Origin of the sequence: Bifidobacterium lemurum (genome assembly GCF_014898175.1) — a bacterium.
In the GTDB taxonomy this organism is placed as follows: domain Bacteria; phylum Actinomycetota; class Actinomycetes; order Actinomycetales; family Bifidobacteriaceae; genus Bifidobacterium; species Bifidobacterium lemurum.
Genome location: NZ_CP062948.1, coordinates 2268482 through 2291774 on the forward strand (window position 1 = coordinate 2268482; position 23293 = coordinate 2291774).

Here is a 23293-nt window from a genome sequence, read left to right on the forward strand (position 1 = left end):
AGGATGACGATATGTTGAAGTTGCAGCAGGTAGGGTACAGCTATCACAACGAAGGCGGGAAACAGGTTCTGAACAATGTGACGCAGACCTTTGAGCCGGGGAAATTCTATGCGATCGTCGGAAAGTCCGGCGCGGGAAAGTCGACGCTTCTGTCGCTTCTGGCGGGACTTGATGAACCGACCACCGGAAAGGTGCTGTTCCGCGGAGAGGACATCGCACAGGGCGGATTCGAGCGGCATCGCAGAGAGCACGTGTCGTTGGTTTTCCAAAGCTACAATCTGATCGATTATCTGACGGCGTTGGAGAACGTGCGTCTGGTGCAGCCCAAAGCCGGAGTCGAGGTTCTGGAAAAGCTGGGAATCAGCGCGGAAGAGGCCAAACGGAACGTGCTGCAATTATCCGGCGGCCAACAGCAGCGAGTGGCCATCGCGCGGGCGATGGCGGCCGATACGCCGGTGATCCTGGGGGACGAACCGACCGGAAATCTGGACGAGCAGATGGCGGCGGAGATCATCTCCATCCTTCAGAAGCGCGCGCACGAGGAGAACAAATGCGTGATCGTCGTCACGCATAGCAGTCAGGTCGTCAAAGGCGCGGATGTGGTGCTGGAGCTTGCGAAGAAAACGCTGGTTCCCCGTTCCTGATTCGCCCCAAACACCGCGGCGGGAGATCCTACAATGCCTCATTGTTCGGAGGTGTGGGATGTCGTTCCATCATTTGGTGGGATAGCATGGGACGGTGCACGTTTCGTACGGTTGATTCATGACCGTCGTCAAGGCAAGGAGTGGTGATGCAGCGCCCGATTATGACCTCCCGTTCGTTCCTGCGCATGCCGTGCGCCGAGGCCGGCCCCGGCGATGAGTCCGTGGCGCGGGATCTGGTGGATACGCTGGAGGCCAACCGGTCGCGCTGCGTCGGCATGGCGGCGAATATGATCGGCGTGGATAAGCGGATCATCGCGTTTGTGGACGAGGAGATGGACGGGCGCGTCAGCGTGATGTTCAATCCGGTGATCACCGCCTGCGACGGCGCGTTCGACACCGAGGAAGGCTGCCTGTCTCTGGACGGCGAACGCCGCACACTACGCTACCGCCGCATCGAAGTCGACTATCAGGACCGTCGCCTGCGTGCGCGCCACGCCACCTTCACCGGTTGGACCGCGCAGATCATCCAACACGAGGTCGACCACTGCAACGGCATCGTCATCTGAATCCGCCTAAGGCGGCGAAGCGGGCCGTCAGCCGGCCAGTGAGCGCAGAAGGAATTTGATCTCGGCGAAGAACTCGCGCACCATGTTGTTGACCAGCATGTCGGGAGGGGAACCGGCCGGCAATCCCTGCGCCTGCGGCAGTCCTTGGGCGTGCGCGATCTGCAGCGCGCGGAACATATGGAAATTATTGGTGACCAGCCCCACGGAGGCGTCCGCCGGGCCTGGGGCCCCGTCAGCCGACGCCTCATCGATCAGTTCGAGGCTGTATCGGATGTTCTCCTCGGTGGTGGTGGATTCGCTCTCCTCAAGGATGCGCTCGCCGCTGATGCCGTGTTCCTCGAGATATTCCGCCATGCCCTGCGCTTCGGGGAACGGTTCGTTGGCGCCCTGCCCACCGGAGACGACGCATATGGTCTGAGGATTGTCGTTCAGATAGTCGATCGCCGTGTTCAGTCGGTACTTGAGCACACGGCTGGGTCCGCTTTCACGCACCTGCGCGCCCAACACAATCACATAGTCGAGTCCGTCAGCGGCGGTGGTGTTCATCGCGGCGATGATGCGCGCCTCCACCACACCGAAGCACAACGCGCCCAACACCAAAACCGCGACGATCGCATTGCGCGCGAACTTCGGCATCATCGCCCACCAATGGAACAGAAAACTGAACCCCAACAGCGCGAAGAACACGGCGAACGCCAGCCAAGCCATCCAGAAACCGGTGCCGGAATTCGTGCCGAGCACGGCCATGGCGTAGACGACACACGCCACCGCCAACACCATGCACCCAATGAATACGATACGGCTGACGATCTGCCCCATAACACCAGACCTCCTTGCGTCCCGAGCCCAAGCCTAGCATCGGAGGCATTGCGCAGCAGCGCTGCTCCATACACTCTTTACGACCATCATCGGGGCAATGGCGACGATGCGGCACCCGATTTGGTCTCCCATGTGCCCCTACTCGATGATACGCGTCGTCTCCGTCCGTTCGGATGATGTTCCGCTACGCATGTTCTCCGAAAGCGACGCTTTCGTCCGCCGAAGGGATGATAAGGTGGCGGCGGTGGTGTAGGCTCTGCATGGTTTGGGCGAGAATAGGAAGAACGAGGATTGTGGACGTGAGCAGTCAGAGATTCGTCGGGCTTGACGGCATCAAGGGATTCGCCCTGATCGCCATCGTGCTGTACCACTGCAAGCAAAGCGTGCTGCCCGGTGGATTCTACGGCGTGGACGTGTTCTTCACCGTATCCGGATTCCTTACGGCGTTGGGACTGGTGCGCGCCCTCAATCGGGGGAGAGGTCTCGACCTCGCCAGATACCTGCCCCGCCGCGCCACACGCATCTACCCGGCTCTGCTGTTCATGCTGCCCGCCGTCGTCACCCTCGCCTGGCTCGTCGACCGCGATCTGCTCGTCGGCATCCGCGACCAGATCATCACCGCGGCCCTGGGCTGCTACAACTGGTACGCCATCGCCAACGGACAAAGCTACTTCGAACAAATGAGCCCGCAGATCATGCGCCACCTATGGTATGTGGGCGTGCTCATGCAGTTCATGCTCGTCCTGCCGCTGATCGTCGGCGTGATGTGGAAGATCCGCCGCACGCGGCTGTCGTTGCTGATCCCCCTCGGACTCGCCGCGGCCAGCGCGACGGCCATGTGGCTGCTCTACACTCCCGGCGGCGATCCCACCCGCGTGTACTTCGGCACCGACACCCACGCCTGCGGACTGATGCTCGGCGTCGCGCTCGCATGGATCATCGCATACGACGGCGAACCTTCCGCGACAGACGGCGAACCCTCCGAAACGGACGGCGAGCCCCGTCCCGGTCTTGGCGCACGGATATGGCGCGCTCTCGCCCCCATGCTGGCGTTCCTCAGTCTGATCGCGCTGATCGCGCTCGCCGTCACCGGCGACCAGAACGAATTCGCCTTCCGCGGCGGCATCATCATCGCCAGCCTGCTCGCGGTGCTGCTGATCGCCGGCACCATATCCACGGACTCGTGGATGCAGGATCTTATGGTGTTCAAGCCATTGGCCGCATGCGGACGCTACTCGTACGGCATCTACCTGTGGCATTGGCCGATGTGGCTGCTCAGCCTCGCCGTCGTCCCCCGACTCATCCCCACTCCCGGACCTTGGGTGTGGGCCGTCGCCGCGATCCTCACCGCCGTGGCCGTGGCCGCGTCATGGAAGCTGATTGAGCAGCCGGCCGGCGCATATGGCGCGGCGTTCGTGCTATGGCCGGGCAAACGGTTCACGAACCGGCAGATCGCCCGTGCCGTCATCGTGGCGCTGCTGATGGCGGGATCGATCGCGGGATGCGTGCAAGGCGTCAAGGACGCGCCCGCCAAAACCTCGATCGAGATCCAGCTCGAACAGCAGGCGGCGGAGCTCGAACGCATGCGGGAACTGAACGGCACCATGACGAAAACGGCCGTGCCTCAGCCGCGCAAACCCAAGCACACCATGCCATCCGGCGGTGAGATCACCGCCATAGGCGACTCCGTCATGCTCGCCAGCAGCAACGGACTGAACGCCGCGTTCCCCGGCATCCAAGTCGACGCCGAGGTCTCCCGCAACATGGGCAACGGGCTCGAACTGGTGCGCGAACGGCTTGGCGAAGGGATGCTTCGCCAATGGGTGGTGCTGGGAATCGGCACGAACGGTCCGGCGGACGTCGGGCAACTCGATCAGATCAGCGCGGCGCTCGGCTCCGACCGTGTGATGGTGCTGGTGAACGCGCACGGCGACCGCTCGTGGATCCCGCCGAACAACCAGCTGTTCTCCGACTACGCCGCCGCGCATTCCGACTCCGTGGTGCTCGTCGACTGGAACGCCGCGGCCGAAGGGCATCGCGACGATCTGGCCTCGGACGGCATCCACCCCGGCATGACCAACGACTACTACGCGCAGGCCGTGCGTCAGGCCATCGAGCAATGGATCGCCGCCGGCCACTGACGGATGCGGGAGGGGCATCGCGTCCGGTCCGCGTCCGCGCTCGGCAGGGCGGGAGCGGGATATCCGGTCCGGCATGGGGACGCGCCGACGAAACAGGATGATGGCGGGACGCGACGCGGGAGTCGGGCTTTCCCGTCTCACGCCGTGGTTAAACTGGGGGCTGCACTTCAACGAGACCACACGTTGGGAGACATGGTGAGCGCAATCCTCGAAGGAAAGCCCGATAAGAACCTGATTCTCGTCACTGGACGAATCCACCCGAAGCTGGCCCAAGACGTCGCCGAGCAGCTCGGCATCGATGTGTTGGAGACCACCGCCTACGATTTCGCGAACGGCGAGATGTACGTGCGATACACCGAATCGGTGCGCGGCGCCGACGTGTTCGTGCTGCAAAGCCACTACCAGCCGATCAACAAGGCCATTATGGAGCAGCTCATCATGATCGATGCGCTCAAGCGCGCCTCGGCCCGCTCCATCACCGCCGTGTGCCCGCTGGTCGGCTATTCCCGCCAGGACAAGAAGCATCGCGGACGCGAGCCCATCTCCTGCCGTCTGGTGTTCGACCTGCTGAAAACAGCAGGCGCCGACCGCATCATGTCGGTGGATTTGCACGCCTCGCAGTCGCAGGGCTTCTTCGACGGCCCGGTCGACCATCTCATCGCCATGCCGGTGCTGGTCGACTATATGCGCGACCGTTTCCAAGGCCAGCTCGACAACGTCGCCGTCGTCTCCCCGGACGCCGGCCGCATCCGCGTGGCCGAACAGTGGGCGCAGCGTCTTAACGGCGGCCCCCTCGCCTTCGTGCATAAAACGCGCGACATCACCCGCCCCAACCAGGCCGTGGCCAACCGTGTGGTCGGCGATGTGGAGGGCAAGGACTGCGTGCTCGTCGATGATCTCATCGACACCGCCGGCACCATCGCCGGCGCGTGCAACGTGCTGAAGGACGCCGGTGCCAAGTCGGTGACCGTGGTCGCCACGCACGGCGTGCTGTCCGGCCCGGCCGTCGACCGTCTGAAGGCGTGCGGCGCGCGCGAGGTGGTGCTCACCGACACCGTGCCGATTCCCGAAGAGAAGCGCTGGGACGGGCTCACCGTACTCTCCATCGCCCCGCTGCTGGCCGCCGCCATCCGCGCCGTGTTCGACGACGGCTCCGTGGCGGAGCTGTTCGACACGTATCCCGAGCATCATGGACAGGGTTTCCTGTTCGCCTGACGCCTTGGAATGACTGGCTTTGGGTGCCGTTCGCGACATAGCGGCGACACCACTGCCGCCATCCGGTCAAGAGGTATGGCATAATGAACACTTGGCGGGATCACCTCCCGCCGATTCCCCCATGGTGTAATGGCAGCACACGGGTCTTTGGAACCCTTTGTCTTGGTTCGAGTCCAGGTGGGGGAGCGAGCCTGACGGCCGACCGCATGCGACGCAAACGGTCGGCCGTCACTTGTTTATCCCGCGGAAGATCTCCACGGTTGTGATGTTAAGAACTGGAGCAGGCCCCATGGCACTATCCGCCGCAATCATCCTCGCCGCCGGTGAGGGCACCCGCATGCGTTCGTCCAAGCCGAAGGTGCTGCACACCTTCTGCGGAAAGACCTTCCTCAACCGCGTGATGGCCGCCGTCCGCGAGCAGAATCCGGAAACCCTCGCCGTGGTGGTGCATTTCCAGGCCGAACGCGTGGCCGAAGCCGCGCGTTCCTATGATGCGGACGTGACCATCGTCAACCAGGACGACGTGCCCGGCACCGGCCGCGCCGTGCAGTGCGCCATGGCCCAGCTGGGGCGGACGCGCGAACTCGACGGCCCCGTGCTCGTTGCCGCCTCCGACATGCCCCTGCTCGACGCGGACACCCTCCGCCGGCTGCTGGCCTACCATACCGACAGCGGCAACGGGGCCACCGTGCTCACCACCATCCTCGACGACCCGACCGGATACGGCCGCATCATCCGCGACCGCGACGGCAACGTGCTGCGCATCGTCGAGCAGAAGGACGCCAACAGCAGCGAACTGGCCGTTCACGAGGTGAACACGTCCGTATACGTGTTCGACGCCAAGGTGCTGGTCGAAGCCATCGCGGGGCTGAAATCCAACAACGCGCAGGGCGAGTTCTACCTCACCGACGCGTTGGAGACCGCCAAGGCCGCCGGTGCCGTCGGCGCGTTCGCCGCGCCCGACCCCTTAAGCGTGGAAGGCGTGAACGACCGCGTGCAGCTGGCCGCGCTCACCAAGGCGCACAACCGCCGCATCTGCGAGCGTTGGATGCGCGAGGGGGTGACCATCCTCGATCCGGACAGCACTTGGATCGAGGATGACGTGCGTATCGCACGCGACGCCACCATTCTGCCGGGCTGCTTCCTGCAGGGCGAGACGGTGGTCGGCGAGGACGCGCTGATCGGCCCCGACACCACGCTGATCGACGCCGTGGTGGACGCAGAAGCCGTGGTCGAGCGCTCACGCGTGCAGGAATCGCATATCGGACGCGCCGCGAACATCGGCCCGTGGACCTATCTGCGCGCCGGCAACGAGTTCGGCGAGGGATCCAAAGCCGGCGCGTTCGTCGAAATGAAGAAGGCGCATATCGGCAACGGCACCAAAGTGCCGCATCTGAGCTATGTGGGCGACGCCGAAGTGGGCGACGGCACCAACATCGGCGGCGGCACCATCACCGCGAACTACGACGGCGTGCACAAGAACCGCACGCGCATCGGCGCCGGCGCCCATGTGGGCGCCGGCAACCTGCTCGTCGCGCCGGTCGAAGTGGGAGACAACGTGACCACCGGCGCCGGTTCCGTGGTACGCCATGACGTGCCGGACGACGCCATGGTGTATTCCGAGAACACGCAACATATCGTGGAGGGCTGGAAGCCCGCCTGGGAGAGGAAGTGAACATGCCCGCAGTGCAGGAATCCATCGACGAGATCCGCATCGCCGCCGAAGCGGCCGACCGGCTGAAGGCCACCGACATCGTGGCCTTCGACGTGACCGAGCCGCTGGCCATCACCGACATCATGATGATCGCCGGCGCCTCCAACGAACGCCAGGTGCTCGCCGTGGCCGAAGAGGTGGAGAAGGATCTGTACCTCAAATGCGGCAAGCGCCAGCCGCGTTCGCGCGAAGGCCTGACCGAGGGCCAGTGGGTGCTGCTCGACTACGGCGATTTCGTAATCCACATCATGCATGACGAATCGCGCGAGTTCTACAATCTGGAACGCCTCTGGCGCGACTGCCCGCAGATCGAACTCGAGCTGGAACATCCGGAAAGCTCGCTCGAAGCGGGCGACGAGACGGACGCCTGATCCGTTCCCAAGAACCGACCCTCGCGACCTCAAGGAGCTGATCGACCGATGCCGCAGCATGTCCGTTCCATCACGCTGGTGCGCCACGGACGCACCGCGTACAACGCCGAACGCCGCCTGCAGGGGCAGATCGACATCCCCCTCGACGAAGTGGGCCGGTGGCAGGCCGGGCAGACCGCCGCGGCGCTGAAGGAACTCTACGTCGACCGCAGACCGGATGTGACGAACCATCTGGTCGTCTGCTCCGATCTGGGGCGCGCGGTCGACACGGCGAGGGCCTTCGCCGACCTCATCGGCGTCGAAACGCATCCCGACGCGCGCGTGCGCGAACGCAACTTCGGCGAATGGGAGGGAATGAGCGGCGAGGAGCTGGCCGAACGCTATCCGGAGGACTTCCGCCTGTGGCAGGAGCACCGCGACGGCGAGCTCAGGCACGGCGCCGAACCGAAAAGCGAAGTCGGACACCGGGGCGTCGACGCGCTGCTCGACTGGTCCGCGCGCGGCGGCGACGACACCGACCTGTATGTGTTCTCGCATGGAGCGTGGATCTCCGAAACCCTGCAGACGCTGATGGGATTGGACATCACCTACCCGGATTTCGCCAGCATCCTGTCGATGCGCAACGCCCATTGGAGCCGTCTGATTCCTCTGGACTTCGCGGACGGCGGCGTGCGCTGGCGGCTCGCCGACTACAACCACGGCCCCCAGGCCGCACGCACCGACCAGTGGGAGCATCCCGCGCTCTGACGGACGGAAACCACGCGCGGGCCGGTCTGAAACGCGCGCGGACGTAGAGATTTTGCGCACGCAAGGTAAAAACATGGTGACGTTCACCGTCGGCGCAGCGCGTTTCTAGCGTTTGCCGGTACGGTGTCATGGTGTGATGAAATTTCTCAAAGGTATCTCATTCGCGCAGCTCGCGGCCGGCGCGCTCGCCGCGGTGACCTCGTTCCTGTTGTCGAGCAAAATCGGCATCGCGGGATCGGTGATCGGCGTGGCCGTCGGTTCGGTGGTGTCCGCGATCTCGTCGCAGGTCTACCAGAACGTGCTCAAAGCGTCGGGGGAGAAACTGCAATCGGCGCTGCCGATCCCAGATGGGAATGACGGCGATGCTGGAAGCGATGACGGGGCCGACTCAGACGAGGCCAACTCCGGTGAGGCCGAAGCCGGCGATGACACCGTCGCCCGCGATGGCGCCGATGTCGTCGATGGCTCAGAAACCGCCGTCGTGGACGCGCGCGAGGACGATGCGGAATCAACGGACGATACGACGGTCGTCGCCGATGCGACGGCGGTGATGGACGCGACGACGGTCGCGGAAACGTCCGTCGGGCGTTCCATCAGAGGGCGGGCCGGCTCCGGCGAACACGGAACGACCGCGACCAGCGGCAAATCCGACATGCGACTCATTCCCAGCCGCCGCGCCAAACGCAACGCCATCATCGTGGCCGTCGTGAGCGCATTGGTGGCCGTGGGGCTGACCGCGGCGGTGATCATGCTGATCACCCGCGGCGAAGGCACCGACAGCGTGGTGCGAGACCTCGTGCATCAACCAAGCATCCAGCAGACGCCGCAGACCACGCAGGAACCCTCCCAGGAACAGAAGGGCGGCCAGGGGACGACCGACTCGTCCACCGACAAAAAGGGCACTTCGTCGACGGACGATACGACAAACGGCACCGACTCGGATGAATCGAGCGGTTCCGGCGATTCCAGCGGCTCGAGCGGTTCCAGCGGAACCAGCGGATCGACCGGAGGCTCCACCGGCGACTCGTCCAGCGGCTCCGGCTCAAGCTCCACGGATTCCAGCGGATCCGGAAGCACATCCGGAACCGATTCGGGAACGACCACCGGAGGCTCGACCGGAAGCGGAACGAGTGGATCGACCAGTGGTTCGACCGGCTCGGGAAGTGGGACGGAGAGCGGAACGGGCAGTGGCTCGTCGTCCTCCGGCACCTCCAGCGGGTCCAGTGGTTCGGGCTCGTCGACGGGCGGATCGTCCTCAAGCTCAAACGGATAGCGCGCGTGAGGATTCCCGCAACCAGCCGCCGTGAACCGCGGTCTGGCACGGTCGCGGGGCAGTCGCGACAGGCATGCTGCGTGTCGTCAAATCACATCGATGGCATTTGGCGACACGCCGGTCTTGCCGAGATGGCAAGTCCGTCGTAGACTATCCAAGGTTCAAAACGAACGACAACTGAATACGGGGCTATGGCGCAGCTGGTAGCGCATCTCCATGGCATGGAGAGGGTCAGGGGTTCGAATCCCCTTAGCTCCACTTCGAGGTGTTCCTTGCGGAATATCTCACCACTGGCTTCGTTGGGCGGCATGCTCTGCTCGCGAAGTCCAGATAATTGCATACGGGGCTATGGCGCAGCTGGTAGCGCATCTCCATGGCATGGAGAGGGTCAGGGGTTCGAATCCCCTTAGCTCCACAGATTGAGAGGCTTGGAAAACGTAAGATTCCAAGCCTCTTCTCATATTCACACCGCCTCCGACAAGGTCCGCGCGACTCCGGTTTGACCACTCATCATGTCATTCGTCTGTTTCCGGGTTTGCGAAGTCGTGGTCGTCTTCGTCTCCCATCAGCTCGAGGCAGGCGGAGGCTAGAAATAGAACACATCCTCGAATTTTTGGTCGAGCGCGACGCATAGGACAAGCGCGAGCTTGGCGGTGGGGGTGTATTGGCCGGTTTCGATCGAGCTGATTGTATTGCGGGAGACTCCGACAAGTTCCGCCAGCGCGGCTTGGGAAAGGCCTCGCTCGGCGCGAAGTCGCTTGAGGTTGTTGTGCAGGACGAGTTCGTCCTCTCCGCTCGGTCTCATCCGGCCACCAGATGAACCATGAACAGCACGAGGAAGACGACGGAAAGCAGCAATCCTCCCACCGTGCGCGCCAACCAGTTGCGCTGCCGGCCGTGCCCTTGGTATAGCGCCAGGTTCCTGCCTGAGATCATGGCCAAGGACAGCGCGAAGAACGGGGCGAGCACGCCGAGAAAATCCATGTAACTGTGATCCCCGGTCCAATACCAGATGATGGCGAACAGTATGGCCGCGAGGATTTCGATGGCCGTGAACAACGCCCCGTAATAGTTGGAACGGCTCGCGATATGAAGCTCCCCCTCGTCTGATGCCTCATGCCGGCTGCGTGCGAGGATTTCCGCGCGGTCGAGCTTGGCGGCGGATGTGGTGCCGAAGCTGTGATGCCCAGTCATAATGCCCTCCCTTGGGTATGACAAGTATATTTGGCAATATTAGTATGCGACTTGCATAGTGTACTTGTCAATATTGCTGGCACCTCCACGAAGAGATCACTGGGTGGGTGGTTCGGCAAATGCGGATCGTCGCCGTGAGCTGGAGGCGTAACCGGCTTGGGGCGTGCGGTAGTGTGGGGCGTGAATGAACGACGGAACGACGACGGGCGGGTGCCATGATGGAGGAAAGAAACACGGTCGAAGGGCGCGGGACGGTTGACGCGCTGATCATCGGATCGGGACCCGCCGGGTACACGGCGGCCATCTATCTGGGACGTGCCGGATTCGCGCCGCTGGTGGTCGCCGGCGCGCTGACGCCGGGCGGCCAGCTGGTCAACACCACCGAGGTCGAGAACTATCCAGGCTTCCCGGACGGGGTGATGGGGCCGGAACTGATGGAGTCCATGCGCAGGCAGGCCGAACGGTTCGGCTCGGAGTTCGTCTATGACGATGTGGTTTCGGTGGACTTCGGCGGCGCCTTCAAAACCGTCACGTTGGCATCGGGCCGGACAATCCGCGCGCGTGCCGTGATCGTGGCGACCGGCTCGCAGGTGCGCAAGCTGGGCGTGCCCGGCGAAGAGGAGTATTCCGGCCGGGGCGTCTCCTATTGCGCGACCTGCGACGGCTTCTTCTTCAAAGACAAGCCGATCGTGGTGGTCGGCGGCGGCGACTCCGCGATGGAGGAGGCCGATTTCCTCTCACGCTTCGGCTCATCGGTGACCCTGATCCACCGGCGTGACGAATTCCGCGCATCGAAGATCATGCTCGACCGCGTGCGAGACAATCCGAAGATCACCATACTTACCAACACCGTGGTCACCGCGGTGCGGGGAAGCGGCGTCGCGCCGGCCGGCATGCCGAGCGTCTCCGCGCCCTCGCTCGAATTGCGGACGGGACTGAAGGCGGCATCATCGGGTCGGAGCATCGGGCTGGCCTCGAACGCGAACGCGGGCGGTCCGGCGATCGGTCTCGGCCTCGCCTTGTCGAAACCGACCGATTCGGTGGCCTCGATCGACATCCGCGACACGGTGAGCGGGCGGGCCGGCACGATGCCGGTCAACGGCCTGTTCGTGGCCATCGGACACACGCCGGCCACCGGATTCCTCACCGGACAGGTCGCCATGGACGATGACGGCTATGTGCTGGTCGAAGGCGCGGGCACCCGCACCTCGACGCCGGGAGTGTTCGCCGCGGGCGACTGCGTGGACCGCGTCTACCGGCAGGCCATCAGCGCCGCCGGCATGGGATGCCGTGCCGCCCTCGACGCGCAGGCCTACCTCACCGCATAGCCGCACGCCCCGCGCGGTCGATGATTGTTCGACTCAAAGCGAGATATGTCGCCGTCTGATAATCTTGCTGATCGTGCTGTTAGACTGTGCTGAGGAGGTGGCGAAATGACTGTGGACGAAGCGAGACGCAGAGCGGAGAATCTCTCTCTTGCGGTGCATTCTTCTGAGATGGAAGGCGGCATGGTGTCTTCCGAGTTCCTACGCGACGCGAAGGACTACGTCAACGGTCTTATCGACGAAGATGGTTTGGTGGCCCGTACTCGCGCCCGTTACGGGCTGACCTCGGTGTGACGACGGTGGAAGCGGTCTTCGATCCATATCTTATTGCTGGCACGCAGGTGCTACGCAATCTGGTCGGTGCTACGACGATGGAGGACCTGCGTCGGGCGGAAAGTGAATTGTGCGTCAGTCGTGCCATGCAGCTGCACGCGCATCTGCCAAAGGCACAAGGCACCATCAGTCAGCTCCAGTGGATTCACCACGTGCTGTTCCAGGATATTTATGACTGGGCAGGTGCAATACGTACGGTGGATATCGCTAAAGGTGAGGGACTGCCTTTCCAGCCATTGGCATTTTTCAATACGGGAGTTGCCTATTGTGAGCAAATGTTACGTGAGGATAATCTGCTGCAGAGGTTGAGTCGAGACATTTTCGTCAAGCGATTAAGCGTCCATTACAACAACTTCAACATTCTGCATCCATTTCGTGAGGGGAATGGTCGCACGCAGCGTGTGTTTTGGGATATCGTGGCTCGCGATGCCGGTTGGCATCTGGACTGGGGATTGGTAACGGGAGAGAGAAACGACCAAGCGTCCATCGCCGGCATGCAGGCGGATGATTTGCGTGATTTGGAGAGCATGTTCGATGATATCGTCAAACCCTTGACCATCCCGTTGGAAGCGGACGTGCCATACACCCATTTAGCGGACGAGTTGCTTTCTGTGGGAGATTCGCCGAATATCGGGTATACGTTCACTGATGAGGACTATCGGCAGTGGCAATCCAGACATGAATCCCATGCATCAGAAGCTGATGTAACGTGACGAAATAATGGATCGAGGGGATATGGCGCAGCATGTCGGTATGAGTGGGGGAGTTCCGCGCACGCGCCGCTGGCTTGTGGCGGTGTCCGTTATAGCCGTGGTCGTGATGATCGTCGTGGTGGCGGGAACGCTGGTGTGGCGGCATTTCGGCGGCGTGCCGCCGGTGGACGGCATGGTCGCCGCGCCGCAGAGCGAGACGGACTCCCGATATCCCAAACTCACGTCGGGCGTCGACTATGACGGCGACGGCATCGATGACTACACCGACATCCGTCAGGGCGCGCAGGCCGATTCGGTCGCCAAACCCACCTACGATTCCGGCTACTACGACGGCGGCTATCCTCCGGACGACCGCGGCGCGTGCACCGACGTGGTATGGCGCGCGTTCGCCAACGCAGGCTACGACCTCAAAGCCATGGTCGACGCCGATATCGCGGCCGACCCCACGGCTTACGCCGAGGTGGTTTCCACGCCGGATCCCAATATCGATTTCCGACGCACCGGCGTGCTCGATGTGTTCTTCGGCAAATACGCGCAAAACCTGACCACGGACACCACGGACCATGCGCAATGGCAGCAGGGCGACATCGTCGTGTTCCAAAACGTCAAACACATCGGCGTCATCTCCGACAAACGCGACCGGTCCGGCATCGCGTTCGTCAACCACAACATGGGACAGGAACAGCGCGAGAACGACTATCTCGCGTTCAAAACGCATATGGCCGTCACCGGACACTACCGGTGGGATGCGAGCCAGGTTCCCCAATCCGTGCTGCGGGCGTGGCGGGAATGAGGAACCGCGGACGGCGGCGGAGCGAACCTAGGTCCGGAGAGCGGTGAGGTTCGTCACACTCGTCGTGAAACCCGCGCGATCCTTGGTGATGTTCGCTAGTCTGGAGGGACGAGCTTTTGAAAGGAGCCTGTTATGGCAACACTCACCGCCGAGATGAAAACCTTCATCGAGAACAATCTGGGCTGGGTCGCCACCGTCTCCAAGGACGGCGAGGTCGATCTGGGACCGAAGATGAGCATGTACGTGCTCGACGACAACCACATCGCCTACCACGAGCGCACCGCCGGCCAGATGTACCGCAACCTGTTGGACGGCTCCCAGCTGGTCATCGCTGTCGCGAATCTTGAGACGAAGACGGGCTACCGCTTCCGCGGCAACGTCGCGCTGCACGTCGACGACGACATCTACGACGCCCAGGTCAAGGTGGCCGAGGAGAACGGCACCAAGAAGCCGGCCGTCATCCCCGTGCTGGAGGTCACCGAGATCCAAGACCTCACCGCCGGCGCCAACGCCGGAAAGACCATCGTCAAGGACTGACCGGACGGTTCCATTCCATTCGATGACGACCCGTGGGCGGCAAGCCTGCGGGTCGTTTCGTTTCCGCGGACGGGTGGAGTGTGGAGAGTGTTCCGCTTATGTGGATGGCGGTGGATAGCGCGAAGTTGTCCACCGCCATCCACAGGTTTTTCGGGGCGCTTGCGCGCGGCGGAACGACTATGCGATGCTGTCTGCGATCGGGCAAGGACGCCCGGTTCCCGGCCCTGCGCCGGGGAAGTCAAGGAAAGGCAGGCGGTGAACATGGACGAGACGAATGCGATGGAGGACAACCCGTGGGTGAGGCGCTTCCTCGATGATGTGGACACTCAACGCGTGTCCGAGGAACAGGTGCCGCGTGTGGAGAAACTGCTCCGGTTGATCGCCGACGAGGGCATACGCCGCGGATACGCCGTGTTGCGTCCGGACGACGCCGAGATGATGGACAAGCATCAGGATGATCTGGCTTGGGCGCATATCGCGATACGCAAGGAGGATGTGACGTATTTCATGCAGGTCAGCGAATCCTCCCAGCCCGGCATGCCCGCACGGGAGCCGTTCTCGCATAAACCCGGGCAGACGGGCGAATGCCCGGCATGGATGGACGCGCGTAACTATGAATTCGCCGGCACCGGCGTACTGACGTTGGCGATACGCAGCGAAGTCTCCCAATGGCATCAGCGCACATGCAAGGATTCCGACCGCACCCACATCGAGGATCGGCTCGGCAAGGTGTTCGACTCCTTGGATCTCGGCAGCAAACGCCGAGAGCAGGAACGCCGGTATCGCGAGGAACGCGAACGGCGCAAGCAGGAGATGTATGCGGCGTACCGGCTGGAAAAACTCGTCGAAACGTTGAAGCAGCGTTCCGGCGACTACCAGGAATGGTTGCAGCAGGGAGAATATCTGAACTTGCTCGAACGTGCGGTTCTTCGTCAGGATGGCGGCATCTCGACACCCTTCCAAAAGGACCTCGATACGTTGCGCGAGCATCTGCGTGCCTCCAATCCATGGAACGACACGGACAATCTCCCCTTCGAGATTCCCAAGCCCTCGGACTACGAGCTGGAACTGTTCGAACGCCATCGCGACGGCGCTCGCCACCCGTACGGATTCGATTCGTTCGCCACGAACAACACGGCCTCATCGTATAGGGATGACGCCTGGTCGTATTCGTCGAATGCCGCGGACCGATACGAATACGGCGGCGCCATGTCGGCGCAGCGGCGCGCCGAGCGCGGATACTCGCCGGTGCCGGTCACGGTGAACCCTATCGAGCCGGAATACGACGAGGTTCCCTTCTGACGCTTCTGACGGTCAGACGAGTTTATGGGTGCGGATGATTCGGTGAGCGCCGGCGGAGTCGGCGGTGGCGAACAGATAGACGTCGCCGCCGTCTTTGAGCTTGAGTTTGGCGCGCAACTGCGGGGCGCTGAGCGGAAAGTTGCGTGCGGCGATATTCGCGTGCGTGAGTCCGCCGAGCGTCCGCTTGAGTTCGCGCTTGTTCATGGTGCAGACGTCGTCGACGACGAACGCGCGGCCGGGGAATCCGTCCTGCGGTTCGGCCGCGACGAAAAGGTGGCTGTTCGGCGCGATCTGGCATACGGCGAACCGCGCCGACAGCTGCGCGAAACAGCCCGCCTTCATAATCGAGGCGTTCGGCTCGTACAGATACCGCCACGAAGCGGGATCCGCGGGGTCGGGAAGCTCACGGTCGCGCGATGCGGAGCGTTGCCGGGCGGCGTCCTCGCCGTCCGGCATGTCAGATATGGGCGGCATGGGCTCGAACACCTCGTCGTCGTTGACGCAGACCATGCGCGGGGTGGCGTGGCGTTCGCGCGACAGCACAAGCAGCAGCTCCTTGCATTCGTTGGCCGTGGAGACGATATGCGTTTCGGCCACGAGGCCAGCGAAATCCTCAACGGTTTTATGCCAGTCCAGCATGGGGGAGAGCTTGACCATCACATGCGGCGCTTTGCCGAGCAGCGCGTCGCACAGGCCGAGCACATCCGGCGCGCAATCCTGGATGGCGTAGGTGCGCGCGCCATGCGCGTCGCGTCGCGCGGGATCGAGGAAGATGAGGTCGACCGGCTCCATCCCGCGCAGGAAATCCTCGGCGTCGGCGTTGACGACGCGCACATGGTCCAAACCGAGCGCGGCCATATTGTGTTCGGCCAACGCGCACAGATTCGCCTGACGTTCGACGTATACGGCATCGTCGAATTCGCGCGCCAGATACGAGCAGTCCACGCCGAACCCGCCGGTCAGATCAGCCATGGATGTTCGTCGCGACCCGTCGGAGGCGACGAGCCGATGCGCGACCCGCCGCTTGTATTCGGCCGTGGCCTGCGACGAGCACTGCTCCATCGACAGATGCGGCGGATACAACACCCCATCGCATGCCGCCCATGCGGGAAGTTTGGCGCGCGCGGTCTGCCATCCGGCGATCTGGTCGAGCGCGAACGGCAGATCCAACCCTTCGCCGCGTTTGGCGCGCAACGCCAGATCGCGCACGTTCTCGGTGCGGTGCCGGCGGATGAACGCCAGCGTCTCGTCGGAAATAATCACCCCATCATTGTATGGGACGCCATACGCGGCCGATGGGCCGGCCTCGCGAAGGGCGTGCGCGTGGGTCGGAGGCCGGGCGGGAACGCCCATCGACGACGTGATATTCCGTTCGCGTTACAGTGGAGAGCATGGGCACCATACTTGATTACGCGCGCGTGGAGTTCCGCAGCTTCGCCGAACTGCCGTTCAGCGCGGTCGACTCGCTGATATTGTCCGAACTCGCCTACATCCGCATGCCTCGGGTGGTGCCGGCGTTCGCCGCGCACGCCGGCGGATCCGCGCCATCCGACGACATCGCCGGACGGGACGCCACCCCGTCGGATCGCGGGGAGCGGGGCGCGTCCGAGCGGGGGACGGGCATCATGCCGGGCGTTCCCATCACGGCGTTGCTGCGCGCCGAGGACTATCCGGACATGTTCGTGACCGGATCCAAAGACGTGAACGACTACCGCCGCCAGCTGCTGGTCGCGGTGGCGGAAAGCCCGCGATGGCGGAACCTGCGCGTGGGCGGCTATAGCGAACGCACGGACACGGACAGCGAGACCCAGTTCGCGGCCATGACCTTCGACCTGTCCGATTGCGCGGGATCGCGCGACGAGGACGATCCCATGCTGTACGTCGCTTTCCGCGGCACCGACGGCACGCTGGTCGGATGGAAGGAGGACTTCAATATGGCCGTGCGCTGCCCGGTGCCCTCGCAGATCGCGGCCGCCGACTATCTCGCCGCGCTCGCCGGCGGGGCGGACGAGGGCGCGCGATCGCGCCTCATGGTCGGAGGCCACTCCAAAGGCGGCAATCTGGCCGTCTACTCCGCGCTGATGCTGGCGCGGGATGACGAGGCCGCCTTCGGCCGCATCGAACGCGTGTTCACCCATGACGGTCCGGGACTGCCCTCGGAACTCATGCAAGGAGAGACCTTCGCCGCCGTGAGACGGCTGATCGACAGCACCGTGCCCGAATCCTCGGTGATCGGCATGCTGCTCGAAACCACGGACGACTACACGGTGGTCGCCGCCGACGCCGTGGGCATCATGCAGCATATGGGACGCAACTGGAGGGTCACGGACGACGGCGGATTCGACACCGTGCCCGAACTCAATGCGAGCGCGCGTTTCCTCGACCAGACCATCGACATCTGGTTGGACCGTTTCAGCAAGGAGCAGCGCGAACGCGCCATCGACCAGATCTACGGCATCTTCGCCGCCGCGGGCTACGAGACCTTCGCGGAGCTCGCCGCGCACTGGAGCGAGGCTCTGCCGAAAATCGCCAAAGCCGCCAGACGCACCGACCCGTCTACGCGTGCCCTGCTCGCCGACGTCGTCAAGGCGTTCCCCGCCACCGCGGTGCGTTCGCTGGGCGAACGGGTCGGCGACGGCGTGAAGACGCAGCAATCCGACGCGGCGCAGGTGAACGGAGACTGAATTCCTCCGCGGGCGCGGGCAAAGTCGGCACGCAGGGGCTATTCTTAAGGATGGCCTGTGTGACAGAAGACGCGGCCGCGGCGGAACGGCCGCCGGGCGTGCGTCGCGCATAAGGGCGATAGCGAAAAGAAGACGAGACGGTACGCGTATCGGAAGGCGGTGAGAGACGATGTTGAGGATGTTCAGCACCATGAACGGTCAGGTGGAGCAGATCGAGAAACCGGAGAATGGTGCGTGGTTGTGTTTAAGCGACCCCACCGACGTGGAGCTCGCCACCGTCGCCTCCCAGACCGGCATCGACCTGGCCGACCTGCGCGCCCCCCTGGATGACGAGGAACGCTCGCGCGTCGACGTGGAGGACGACTACACGATGATCATCGTGGACATCCCCACCGTCGAGGAACGCAACGGACGCGACTGGTACGAGACCATCCCGTTGTCGATCATCATCACGCAGAAGCTCATCATCACCGTCTGCATGCAGGACACCCCGGTGCTGCACCCCTTCATGGAAGGCACGATCCGCGGCTTCAACACGTATATGCGCTCGCGGTTCATCCTGCAGATCCTCTACCGCAACGCGACCATGTACCTGCGCTATCTGCGCATCATCGACCGTGAAAGCGACAAGCTGGAATTGAAGCTGCGCCATTCCATGCAGAACCGCGAGATCCTCATGCTGCTCGAACTGAGCAAAACTTTGGTCTACTTCACCACCTCGCTCAAATCGAACGAGATCGTGATGGAGAAGCTGACCACGCTTTCGCGCATCAAGCAGTATCCGGAGGACGAGGATCTGCTCGAGGACGTCATCACCGAGAACAAGCAGGCCATCGAGATGGCGAACATCTACAGCGGCGTTCTCGCGAACATGACCGACGCGTTCGCCTCCGTGGTGTCGAACAACCTGAACAACGTGATGCGCATCTTCACCATCATCTCGATCACCCTGTCGATTCCGACGCTGATCTTCTCGATGTACGGCATGAACTTCGACGGCAATATGCTCGGCATGCCCTTCACCGACAAGCCGTGGGGATTCGCGCTCGTCATCGTGCTGTCCATGGCGATATCGGCCGTGGTGACGTGGTTCCTCACCCGTTCGCGCCTGTTCAAGTAGGTCTCCGCCGTGCGCTCCGTGCGGGGTGCGTCTCGGATGCCGGCTGGCGGTTTGTCTCGTGTCCAGTTGCGCGGCTAGTTTGCTGAGTTATGAGTGAGAACGCAACCGACGAACCGATGTACCGCTACAACGCGCGTCTGGCGCAGGACATCGAGACCAAATGGCAGAAGATCTGGGATGACGAGGGCACCTTCTGGGCCGCGAACGTGAACGGCGACCTGAAGGACGGCAAGGGCCGCAACGCCGAGGGACGCCCCTCGTATTTCGCGATGGACATGTTCCCGTACCCCTCCGGCAAGGGCCTGCACGTCGGCCATCCGCTGGGCTATCTGGCCTCCGACGTGGTGAGCCGCTACCACCGCATGAAGGGCGAGAACGTGCTGCACGCCATGGGCTACGACGCCTTCGGCCTACCCGCCGAACAGTACGCCGTGCAGACCGGCCAGCATCCGCGCGTGACCACCGAGGCGAACATCGCCAACATGAGCCGCCAGCTGCACCGCATGGGCCTGAGCTTCGACAACCGCCGCAGCTTCGCCACCATCGATCCGGGCTATGTGCGTTGGACGCAGTGGATCTTCTCGCGCATCTACGACTCCTGGTACGACGAGACCGCCGACAACCGCGACGGCGGCAAGGGCGCGGCACGCCCGATCGCCGAACTCGTCGAACAGTTCGAGAACGGCTCCCGCCCGATTCCCGGCTTCGAAGGCAAGACCTGGGGCGAGCTGAGCCAGGCCGAACAGGCCGACGTGCTCAACGACTTCCGCATCGCCTACATCTCCAAGTCGCCGGTCAACTGGTGTCCGGGCTTGGGCACCGTGCTCGCCAACGAGGAGGTCACCGCCGAAGGCAAGTCCGAGCGCGGCAACTTCCCCGTGTTCCAGCGCGAGCTGCGCCAGTGGTCCATGCGCATCACCGCCTATGGCCACCGTCTGATCGCCGGCCTCGACGGCATCGACTGGCCGGAGAAGGTCAAGCTCATGCAGCGCAACTGGATCGGCGAATCCCACGGCGCCTCCGTGCACTTCGACGTGGACACCCCGGCCGGCGTCAAGGATATGGAGATCTACACCACCCGTCCCGACACCCTGTTCGGCACCACCTTCGCCGTCGTCTCCCCGGAGCATCGTCTGCTGGCCGACGTGCCCGCCGAGTGGCCGGCCGAAACTCCCGAAATGTGGAAGGGCGGCTATGCCACGCCGCTCGAGGCCGTCGCCGCCTACCGCAAGGCCGCCGAGGCGAAAACCGCGAAGGACCGCGTGGACGCGGCCGGCGAGAAGACCGGCCTGTTCACCGGCCTGTACGCCGTCAACCCCATCACCGGCGCCAAGCTGCCGCTGTTCACCGCCGACTACGTGCTGATGGACTACGGCACCGGCGCGATCATGGCCGTGCCGGGCGGCGACCAGCGAGACTACGATTTCGCCGTCAAATTCGGACTGCCGGTGATCTACACCGTCCAGCCGCTGCCCGAATCCGGCGACGACCTGGCCGACTACGAGGGCAAGGCCCCGTTCGTGAGCCACGACGGCATCGTGATCAACTCCGCCGTCGAGGCCACCAAGGCCAACGGCGAGCCGCTGAGCATCAACGGGCTGCGCGTCGACGACGCCATCGACAAGGTGAACGCGTGGCTGGAGTCCGCGGGCGTCGGCAAGGGAACCGTGTCCTACCGCCTGCGCGACTGGCTGTTCTCCCGCCAGCGCTACTGGGGCGAGCCCTTCCCGATCGTCTACGGCGAGGACGGCACCCCGCACCTGCTGCCCGACGACCAGCTGCCCATCAACCTGCCGGACGTGCCGGACTATTCGCCGCGCACCTTCGACCCGATGGACGCCGAATCCAACCCCGAGGCGCCGCTGAGCCGCAACGAGGACTGGGTTAAGGTCGAACTCGACCTGGGCGACGGCGTGAAGACCTACTACCGCGACACCAACACCATGCCGAACTGGGCCGGCTCCTGCTGGTACTACATGCGCTACATCGACCCGACCGACGCCGAACATATGGTGGAGGGCGCGGAATACGACTACTGGATGGGGCCGAACCACAACCGGTATTCGGGCGTCGAAGGCGGCGTGGACCTGTACATCGGCGGCGTCGAGCACGCCGTGCTCCACCTGCTGTACTCGCGCTTCTGGCACAAGGTGCTCTACGATCTGGGCTATGTGAACTCGTCCGAGCCGTTCCACAAGCTGTTCAACCAGGGCATGATCCAGGCCTACGCCTACACCGACGACCGCGGACAGTACGTGCCCGCCGCCGAAGTGGTGGAGGGACCGGCCGACGAGAACGGCGAGCCGACGTTCACCTGGAACGGCGAGCATGCGAACCGCGAGTTCGGCAAGATGGGCAAGAGCCTGAAGAACATCATCACGCCGGACGACATGTACGACAACTACGGCGCCGACACCTTCCGTCTGTACGAGATGAGCATGGGCCCGCTCGACGAGTCCCGCCCGTGGAACACGCGCAACGTGGTCGGCGGCATGCGCTTCCTGCAGCGCCTGTGGCGCAACGTGGTCGACGAGACCACCGGCGAGGTGCGTGTGAGCGAAGACGAGCCGGACATGAAGACGCTGAAGCTGCTCAACAACACGATCGCCGACGTGACCGTGGAGATGGAGGCCATGCGTCCGAACACGGCCATCGCCAAGCTCATCGTGCTCAACAACCATCTGACCTCACTGGACGCCGTGCCGCGCGCCGCCGTCGAGCCGCTGATCCTGATGCTCGCGCCGATCGCGCCGCATATCTGCGAGGAGATGTGGAACAAGCTCGGCCACGGCGAATCCCTGTCCGCCGAACCGTGGCCCGTCGCCGACGAACGGTACGTGGGCCAGGACACCGTCACCGCGGTGGTGCAGATCAAGGGCAAGGTGCGCGCCAAGCTCGAGGTCGCGCCCGACATCGACCCGGCCGAGCTGGAACGGCTCGCGCTCGAGGCCGTCGCCGACCGTCTGGGCGGCAAGGCCCCGCGCAAGGTGATCGTCAAGGCGCCGAAGATCGTTTCGATCGTGCCCGCCGAATAAGCGCGATTTCCTCCGTTGACCGGCGTGCCCCTATGACCTTTCCGAGGTCATAGGGGCACGCCGGTCATGATTTCGGTTGTCTTATCGCACGGCTCGGTCAAGCGAGAGCGAAGCGATCTCCTCCGGCGCCACCCGCCGTTCGATCATGCCGTTGCTCATGAGCAGGGCATCGTCCACGATACCGCCCAACTCATCGTTATGATGCGACGCGATGATGATGGTATGCCCCTGCTCGCGCTGATGATTCACTTCCTCCATGAACCGTTCCACGGAACGCCAGTCGAGGCCGTTGGTCGGCTCGTCCAACAGCACCAGTCGCTGATGCTCCATGAACGCCTGCACGATGGCGAGTTTCTGCCGCATGCCCAGGGAATACGATCTGACCTTGTCGTCGCGATGATCCCAAAGGCCGAACGCCCGCATCAGCCGTTCAACTTCCGTCGGATCGAACGCATGGTTGATATCCGCCAGATATCGCAGGTTGTCCATTGCGCTCCGTGACGGGGTGAATCCCGGCGTTTCGATGATGATGCCGATATTCTCGGGCAGCTTGCGGTTAAACGTCACTGGCGTTCCGTTGATGGTTATGGAGCCGCCGGTTGGTTTGATGAACCCGCAGAGGGCTCTGAGCAGCATGGTTTTGCCCGAACCATTCGGCCCGAGAATGCCGTATACCTTGCCGCGTTCGAATTGTGCGCTTACGGCGTTGAGCACTGTTTTGCGCCGAATGGTTTTCGATACGTTGTCGACGTTCACATACATGGGAT

Annotated in this window: 22 protein-coding genes and 3 tRNA genes; 20 read left to right on the forward strand and 5 right to left on the reverse strand. The window is 63.5% G+C overall.

Annotated elements, in window-relative coordinates:
* Positions 1-11: 11 nt before the first annotated feature.
* Complete coding sequence (locus BL8807_RS08770) at positions 12-644, forward strand: ABC transporter ATP-binding protein (protein WP_072724173.1); 633 nt, start codon at positions 12-14, stop codon at positions 642-644.
* Positions 645-790: 146 nt separating this feature from the next.
* A complete protein-coding gene (locus BL8807_RS08775; RefSeq protein WP_072724175.1) occupies positions 791-1210 on the forward strand; it encodes a peptide deformylase in 420 nt (139 codons plus the stop codon).
* Between the two features lie 27 nt (positions 1211-1237).
* On the opposite strand, the gene BL8807_RS08780 is transcribed toward BL8807_RS08775, so the two are convergent.
* On the reverse strand, positions 1238-2029 hold the full coding sequence (locus BL8807_RS08780) for a YdcF family protein (RefSeq protein ID WP_072724177.1): 792 nt from the start codon (positions 2027-2029) through the stop codon (positions 1238-1240).
* Positions 2030-2289: 260 nt separating this feature from the next.
* Between BL8807_RS08780 and BL8807_RS08785 the strand changes: the two genes are divergently transcribed.
* The 9 genes from BL8807_RS08785 (at position 2290) to BL8807_RS08825 (ending at position 9905) form a co-directional block, all read left to right on the forward strand.
* Entirely contained in the window at positions 2290-4170 is a 1881-nt protein-coding gene (locus BL8807_RS08785) for an acyltransferase family protein (RefSeq protein ID WP_072724180.1), read from the forward strand.
* A gap of 192 nt (positions 4171-4362) precedes the next feature.
* Positions 4363-5385 (forward strand): ribose-phosphate diphosphokinase, encoded by a 1023-nt coding sequence (locus BL8807_RS08790; RefSeq protein ID WP_072724181.1) that lies wholly within the window; start codon positions 4363-4365, stop codon positions 5383-5385.
* Between the two features lie 115 nt (positions 5386-5500).
* Positions 5501-5571, forward strand: a tRNA-Gln gene (locus tag BL8807_RS08795).
* A gap of 103 nt (positions 5572-5674) precedes the next feature.
* Positions 5675-7060: a bifunctional UDP-N-acetylglucosamine diphosphorylase/glucosamine-1-phosphate N-acetyltransferase GlmU gene (gene glmU, locus BL8807_RS08800; protein WP_072724183.1), complete on the forward strand. Its 1386-nt coding sequence runs from the start codon at positions 5675-5677 to the stop codon at positions 7058-7060.
* A 2-nt stretch (positions 7061-7062) separates the two neighbouring features.
* The gene (gene rsfS / locus BL8807_RS08805) at positions 7063-7470 is read left to right on the forward strand and encodes a ribosome silencing factor (protein ID WP_072724185.1); all 408 of its coding nucleotides are present in this window, start codon (positions 7063-7065) and stop codon (positions 7468-7470) included.
* Positions 7471-7518: 48 nt separating this feature from the next.
* Positions 7519-8217: a histidine phosphatase family protein gene (locus tag BL8807_RS08810; protein WP_072724187.1), complete on the forward strand. Its 699-nt coding sequence runs from the start codon at positions 7519-7521 to the stop codon at positions 8215-8217.
* Between the two features lie 136 nt (positions 8218-8353).
* Positions 8354-9490 (forward strand): hypothetical protein, encoded by a 1137-nt coding sequence (locus BL8807_RS08815; RefSeq protein ID WP_072724189.1) that lies wholly within the window; start codon positions 8354-8356, stop codon positions 9488-9490.
* 185 nt (positions 9491-9675) lie between these two features.
* A tRNA-Ala gene (locus BL8807_RS08820) sits at positions 9676-9748 on the forward strand.
* 84 nt (positions 9749-9832) lie between these two features.
* Positions 9833-9905, forward strand: a tRNA-Ala gene (locus BL8807_RS08825).
* A gap of 171 nt (positions 9906-10076) precedes the next feature.
* Here BL8807_RS08825 and BL8807_RS08830 read toward each other — a convergent pair.
* Positions 10077-10295, reverse strand: a complete 219-nt coding sequence (locus tag BL8807_RS08830; RefSeq protein WP_072724191.1) for a helix-turn-helix transcriptional regulator — start codon at positions 10293-10295, stop codon at positions 10077-10079.
* Positions 10292-10684 (reverse strand): DUF6442 family protein, encoded by a 393-nt coding sequence (locus BL8807_RS08835; RefSeq protein WP_072724193.1) that lies wholly within the window; start codon positions 10682-10684, stop codon positions 10292-10294. The genes BL8807_RS08830 and BL8807_RS08835 overlap by 4 nt, the downstream gene beginning before the upstream one ends.
* A 218-nt stretch (positions 10685-10902) precedes the next feature.
* Here BL8807_RS08835 and BL8807_RS08840 point away from each other — a divergent pair, with 218 nt between their 5' ends.
* The 6 genes from BL8807_RS08840 (at position 10903) to BL8807_RS08865 (ending at position 15687) form a co-directional block, all read left to right on the forward strand.
* Positions 10903-12012, forward strand: coding sequence for an NAD(P)/FAD-dependent oxidoreductase (locus BL8807_RS08840; RefSeq protein ID WP_072724209.1), 1110 nt, complete (start codon positions 10903-10905; stop codon positions 12010-12012).
* Between the two features lie 105 nt (positions 12013-12117).
* Positions 12118-12303 (forward strand): antitoxin VbhA family protein, encoded by a 186-nt coding sequence (locus BL8807_RS08845; protein WP_072724195.1) that lies wholly within the window; start codon positions 12118-12120, stop codon positions 12301-12303.
* Between the two features lie 5 nt (positions 12304-12308).
* Positions 12309-13055, forward strand: coding sequence for a Fic/DOC family protein (locus tag BL8807_RS08850; protein WP_072724211.1), 747 nt, complete (start codon positions 12309-12311; stop codon positions 13053-13055).
* A gap of 22 nt (positions 13056-13077) precedes the next feature.
* The gene (locus BL8807_RS08855; RefSeq protein ID WP_226847315.1) at positions 13078-13848 is read left to right on the forward strand and encodes a DUF1287 domain-containing protein; all 771 of its coding nucleotides are present in this window, start codon (positions 13078-13080) and stop codon (positions 13846-13848) included.
* Positions 13849-13980: 132 nt separating this feature from the next.
* A complete protein-coding gene (locus BL8807_RS08860) occupies positions 13981-14385 on the forward strand; it encodes a pyridoxamine 5'-phosphate oxidase family protein (protein WP_072724197.1) in 405 nt (134 codons plus the stop codon).
* Positions 14386-14646: 261 nt separating this feature from the next.
* Complete coding sequence (locus BL8807_RS08865) at positions 14647-15687, forward strand: hypothetical protein (protein ID WP_143147949.1); 1041 nt, start codon at positions 14647-14649, stop codon at positions 15685-15687.
* Between the two features lie 12 nt (positions 15688-15699).
* Here the strand turns inward: BL8807_RS08865 and BL8807_RS08870 are convergent, their stop codons facing one another.
* Positions 15700-16950: a THUMP-like domain-containing protein gene (locus tag BL8807_RS08870; protein WP_072724201.1), complete on the reverse strand. Its 1251-nt coding sequence runs from the start codon at positions 16948-16950 to the stop codon at positions 15700-15702.
* 128 nt (positions 16951-17078) lie between these two features.
* Between BL8807_RS08870 and BL8807_RS08875 the strand changes: the two genes are divergently transcribed.
* From BL8807_RS08875 to leuS, 3 genes are all read left to right on the forward strand, one after another.
* A complete protein-coding gene (locus BL8807_RS08875; protein ID WP_072724203.1) occupies positions 17079-18371 on the forward strand; it encodes an Mbeg1-like protein in 1293 nt (430 codons plus the stop codon).
* A 169-nt stretch (positions 18372-18540) separates the two neighbouring features.
* Entirely contained in the window at positions 18541-19491 is a 951-nt protein-coding gene (locus tag BL8807_RS08880) for a magnesium transporter CorA family protein (protein ID WP_072724205.1), read from the forward strand.
* 89 nt (positions 19492-19580) lie between these two features.
* On the forward strand, positions 19581-22526 hold the full coding sequence (leuS, locus tag BL8807_RS08885; protein WP_072724207.1) for a leucine--tRNA ligase: 2946 nt from the start codon (positions 19581-19583) through the stop codon (positions 22524-22526).
* An 81-nt stretch (positions 22527-22607) separates the two neighbouring features.
* Here the strand turns inward: leuS and BL8807_RS08890 are convergent, their stop codons facing one another.
* Positions 22608-23288 carry an ABC transporter ATP-binding protein gene (locus BL8807_RS08890; RefSeq protein WP_072724214.1) on the reverse strand — a complete coding sequence of 227 codons (681 nt, stop codon included), beginning with the start codon at positions 23286-23288 and terminating at the stop codon, positions 22608-22610.
* Positions 23289-23293 lie beyond the last annotated feature (5 nt).

Bases quoted from the DNA above. Each gene is read 5' to 3' on its own strand.
- BL8807_RS08815 (WP_072724189.1), top strand. From the start codon at position 8,354: ATGAAATTTCTCAAAGGTATCTCATTCGCGCAGCTCGCGGCCGGCGCG.
- BL8807_RS08875 (WP_072724203.1), top strand. From the start codon at position 17,079: ATGGGCACCATACTTGATTACGCGCGCGTGGAGTTCCGCAGCTTCGCC.
- BL8807_RS08855 (WP_226847315.1), top strand. From the start codon at position 13,078: ATGGCGCAGCATGTCGGTATGAGTGGGGGAGTTCCGCGCACGCGCCGC.
- BL8807_RS08890 (WP_072724214.1), bottom strand. From the start codon at position 23,288: ATGTATGTGAACGTCGACAACGTATCGAAAACCATTCGGCGCAAAACA.
- BL8807_RS08785 (WP_072724180.1), top strand. From the start codon at position 2,290: ATGGTTTGGGCGAGAATAGGAAGAACGAGGATTGTGGACGTGAGCAGT.
- rsfS (WP_072724185.1), top strand. From the start codon at position 7,063: ATGCCCGCAGTGCAGGAATCCATCGACGAGATCCGCATCGCCGCCGAA.
- BL8807_RS08865 (WP_143147949.1), top strand. From the start codon at position 14,647: ATGGACGAGACGAATGCGATGGAGGACAACCCGTGGGTGAGGCGCTTC.
- BL8807_RS08780 (WP_072724177.1), bottom strand. From the start codon at position 2,029: ATGGGGCAGATCGTCAGCCGTATCGTATTCATTGGGTGCATGGTGTTG.
- BL8807_RS08790 (WP_072724181.1), top strand. From the start codon at position 4,363: ATGGTGAGCGCAATCCTCGAAGGAAAGCCCGATAAGAACCTGATTCTC.
- glmU (WP_072724183.1), top strand. From the start codon at position 5,675: ATGGCACTATCCGCCGCAATCATCCTCGCCGCCGGTGAGGGCACCCGC.
- BL8807_RS08835 (WP_072724193.1), bottom strand. From the start codon at position 10,684: ATGACTGGGCATCACAGCTTCGGCACCACATCCGCCGCCAAGCTCGAC.
- BL8807_RS08810 (WP_072724187.1), top strand. From the start codon at position 7,519: ATGCCGCAGCATGTCCGTTCCATCACGCTGGTGCGCCACGGACGCACC.
- BL8807_RS08775 (WP_072724175.1), top strand. From the start codon at position 791: ATGCAGCGCCCGATTATGACCTCCCGTTCGTTCCTGCGCATGCCGTGC.
- BL8807_RS08840 (WP_072724209.1), top strand. From the start codon at position 10,903: ATGGAGGAAAGAAACACGGTCGAAGGGCGCGGGACGGTTGACGCGCTG.
- BL8807_RS08880 (WP_072724205.1), top strand. From the start codon at position 18,541: ATGTTGAGGATGTTCAGCACCATGAACGGTCAGGTGGAGCAGATCGAG.
- BL8807_RS08830 (WP_072724191.1), bottom strand. From the start codon at position 10,295: ATGAGACCGAGCGGAGAGGACGAACTCGTCCTGCACAACAACCTCAAG.
- BL8807_RS08770 (WP_072724173.1), top strand. From the start codon at position 12: ATGTTGAAGTTGCAGCAGGTAGGGTACAGCTATCACAACGAAGGCGGG.
- BL8807_RS08845 (WP_072724195.1), top strand. From the start codon at position 12,118: ATGACTGTGGACGAAGCGAGACGCAGAGCGGAGAATCTCTCTCTTGCG.
- BL8807_RS08860 (WP_072724197.1), top strand. From the start codon at position 13,981: ATGGCAACACTCACCGCCGAGATGAAAACCTTCATCGAGAACAATCTG.
- leuS (WP_072724207.1), top strand. From the start codon at position 19,581: ATGAGTGAGAACGCAACCGACGAACCGATGTACCGCTACAACGCGCGT.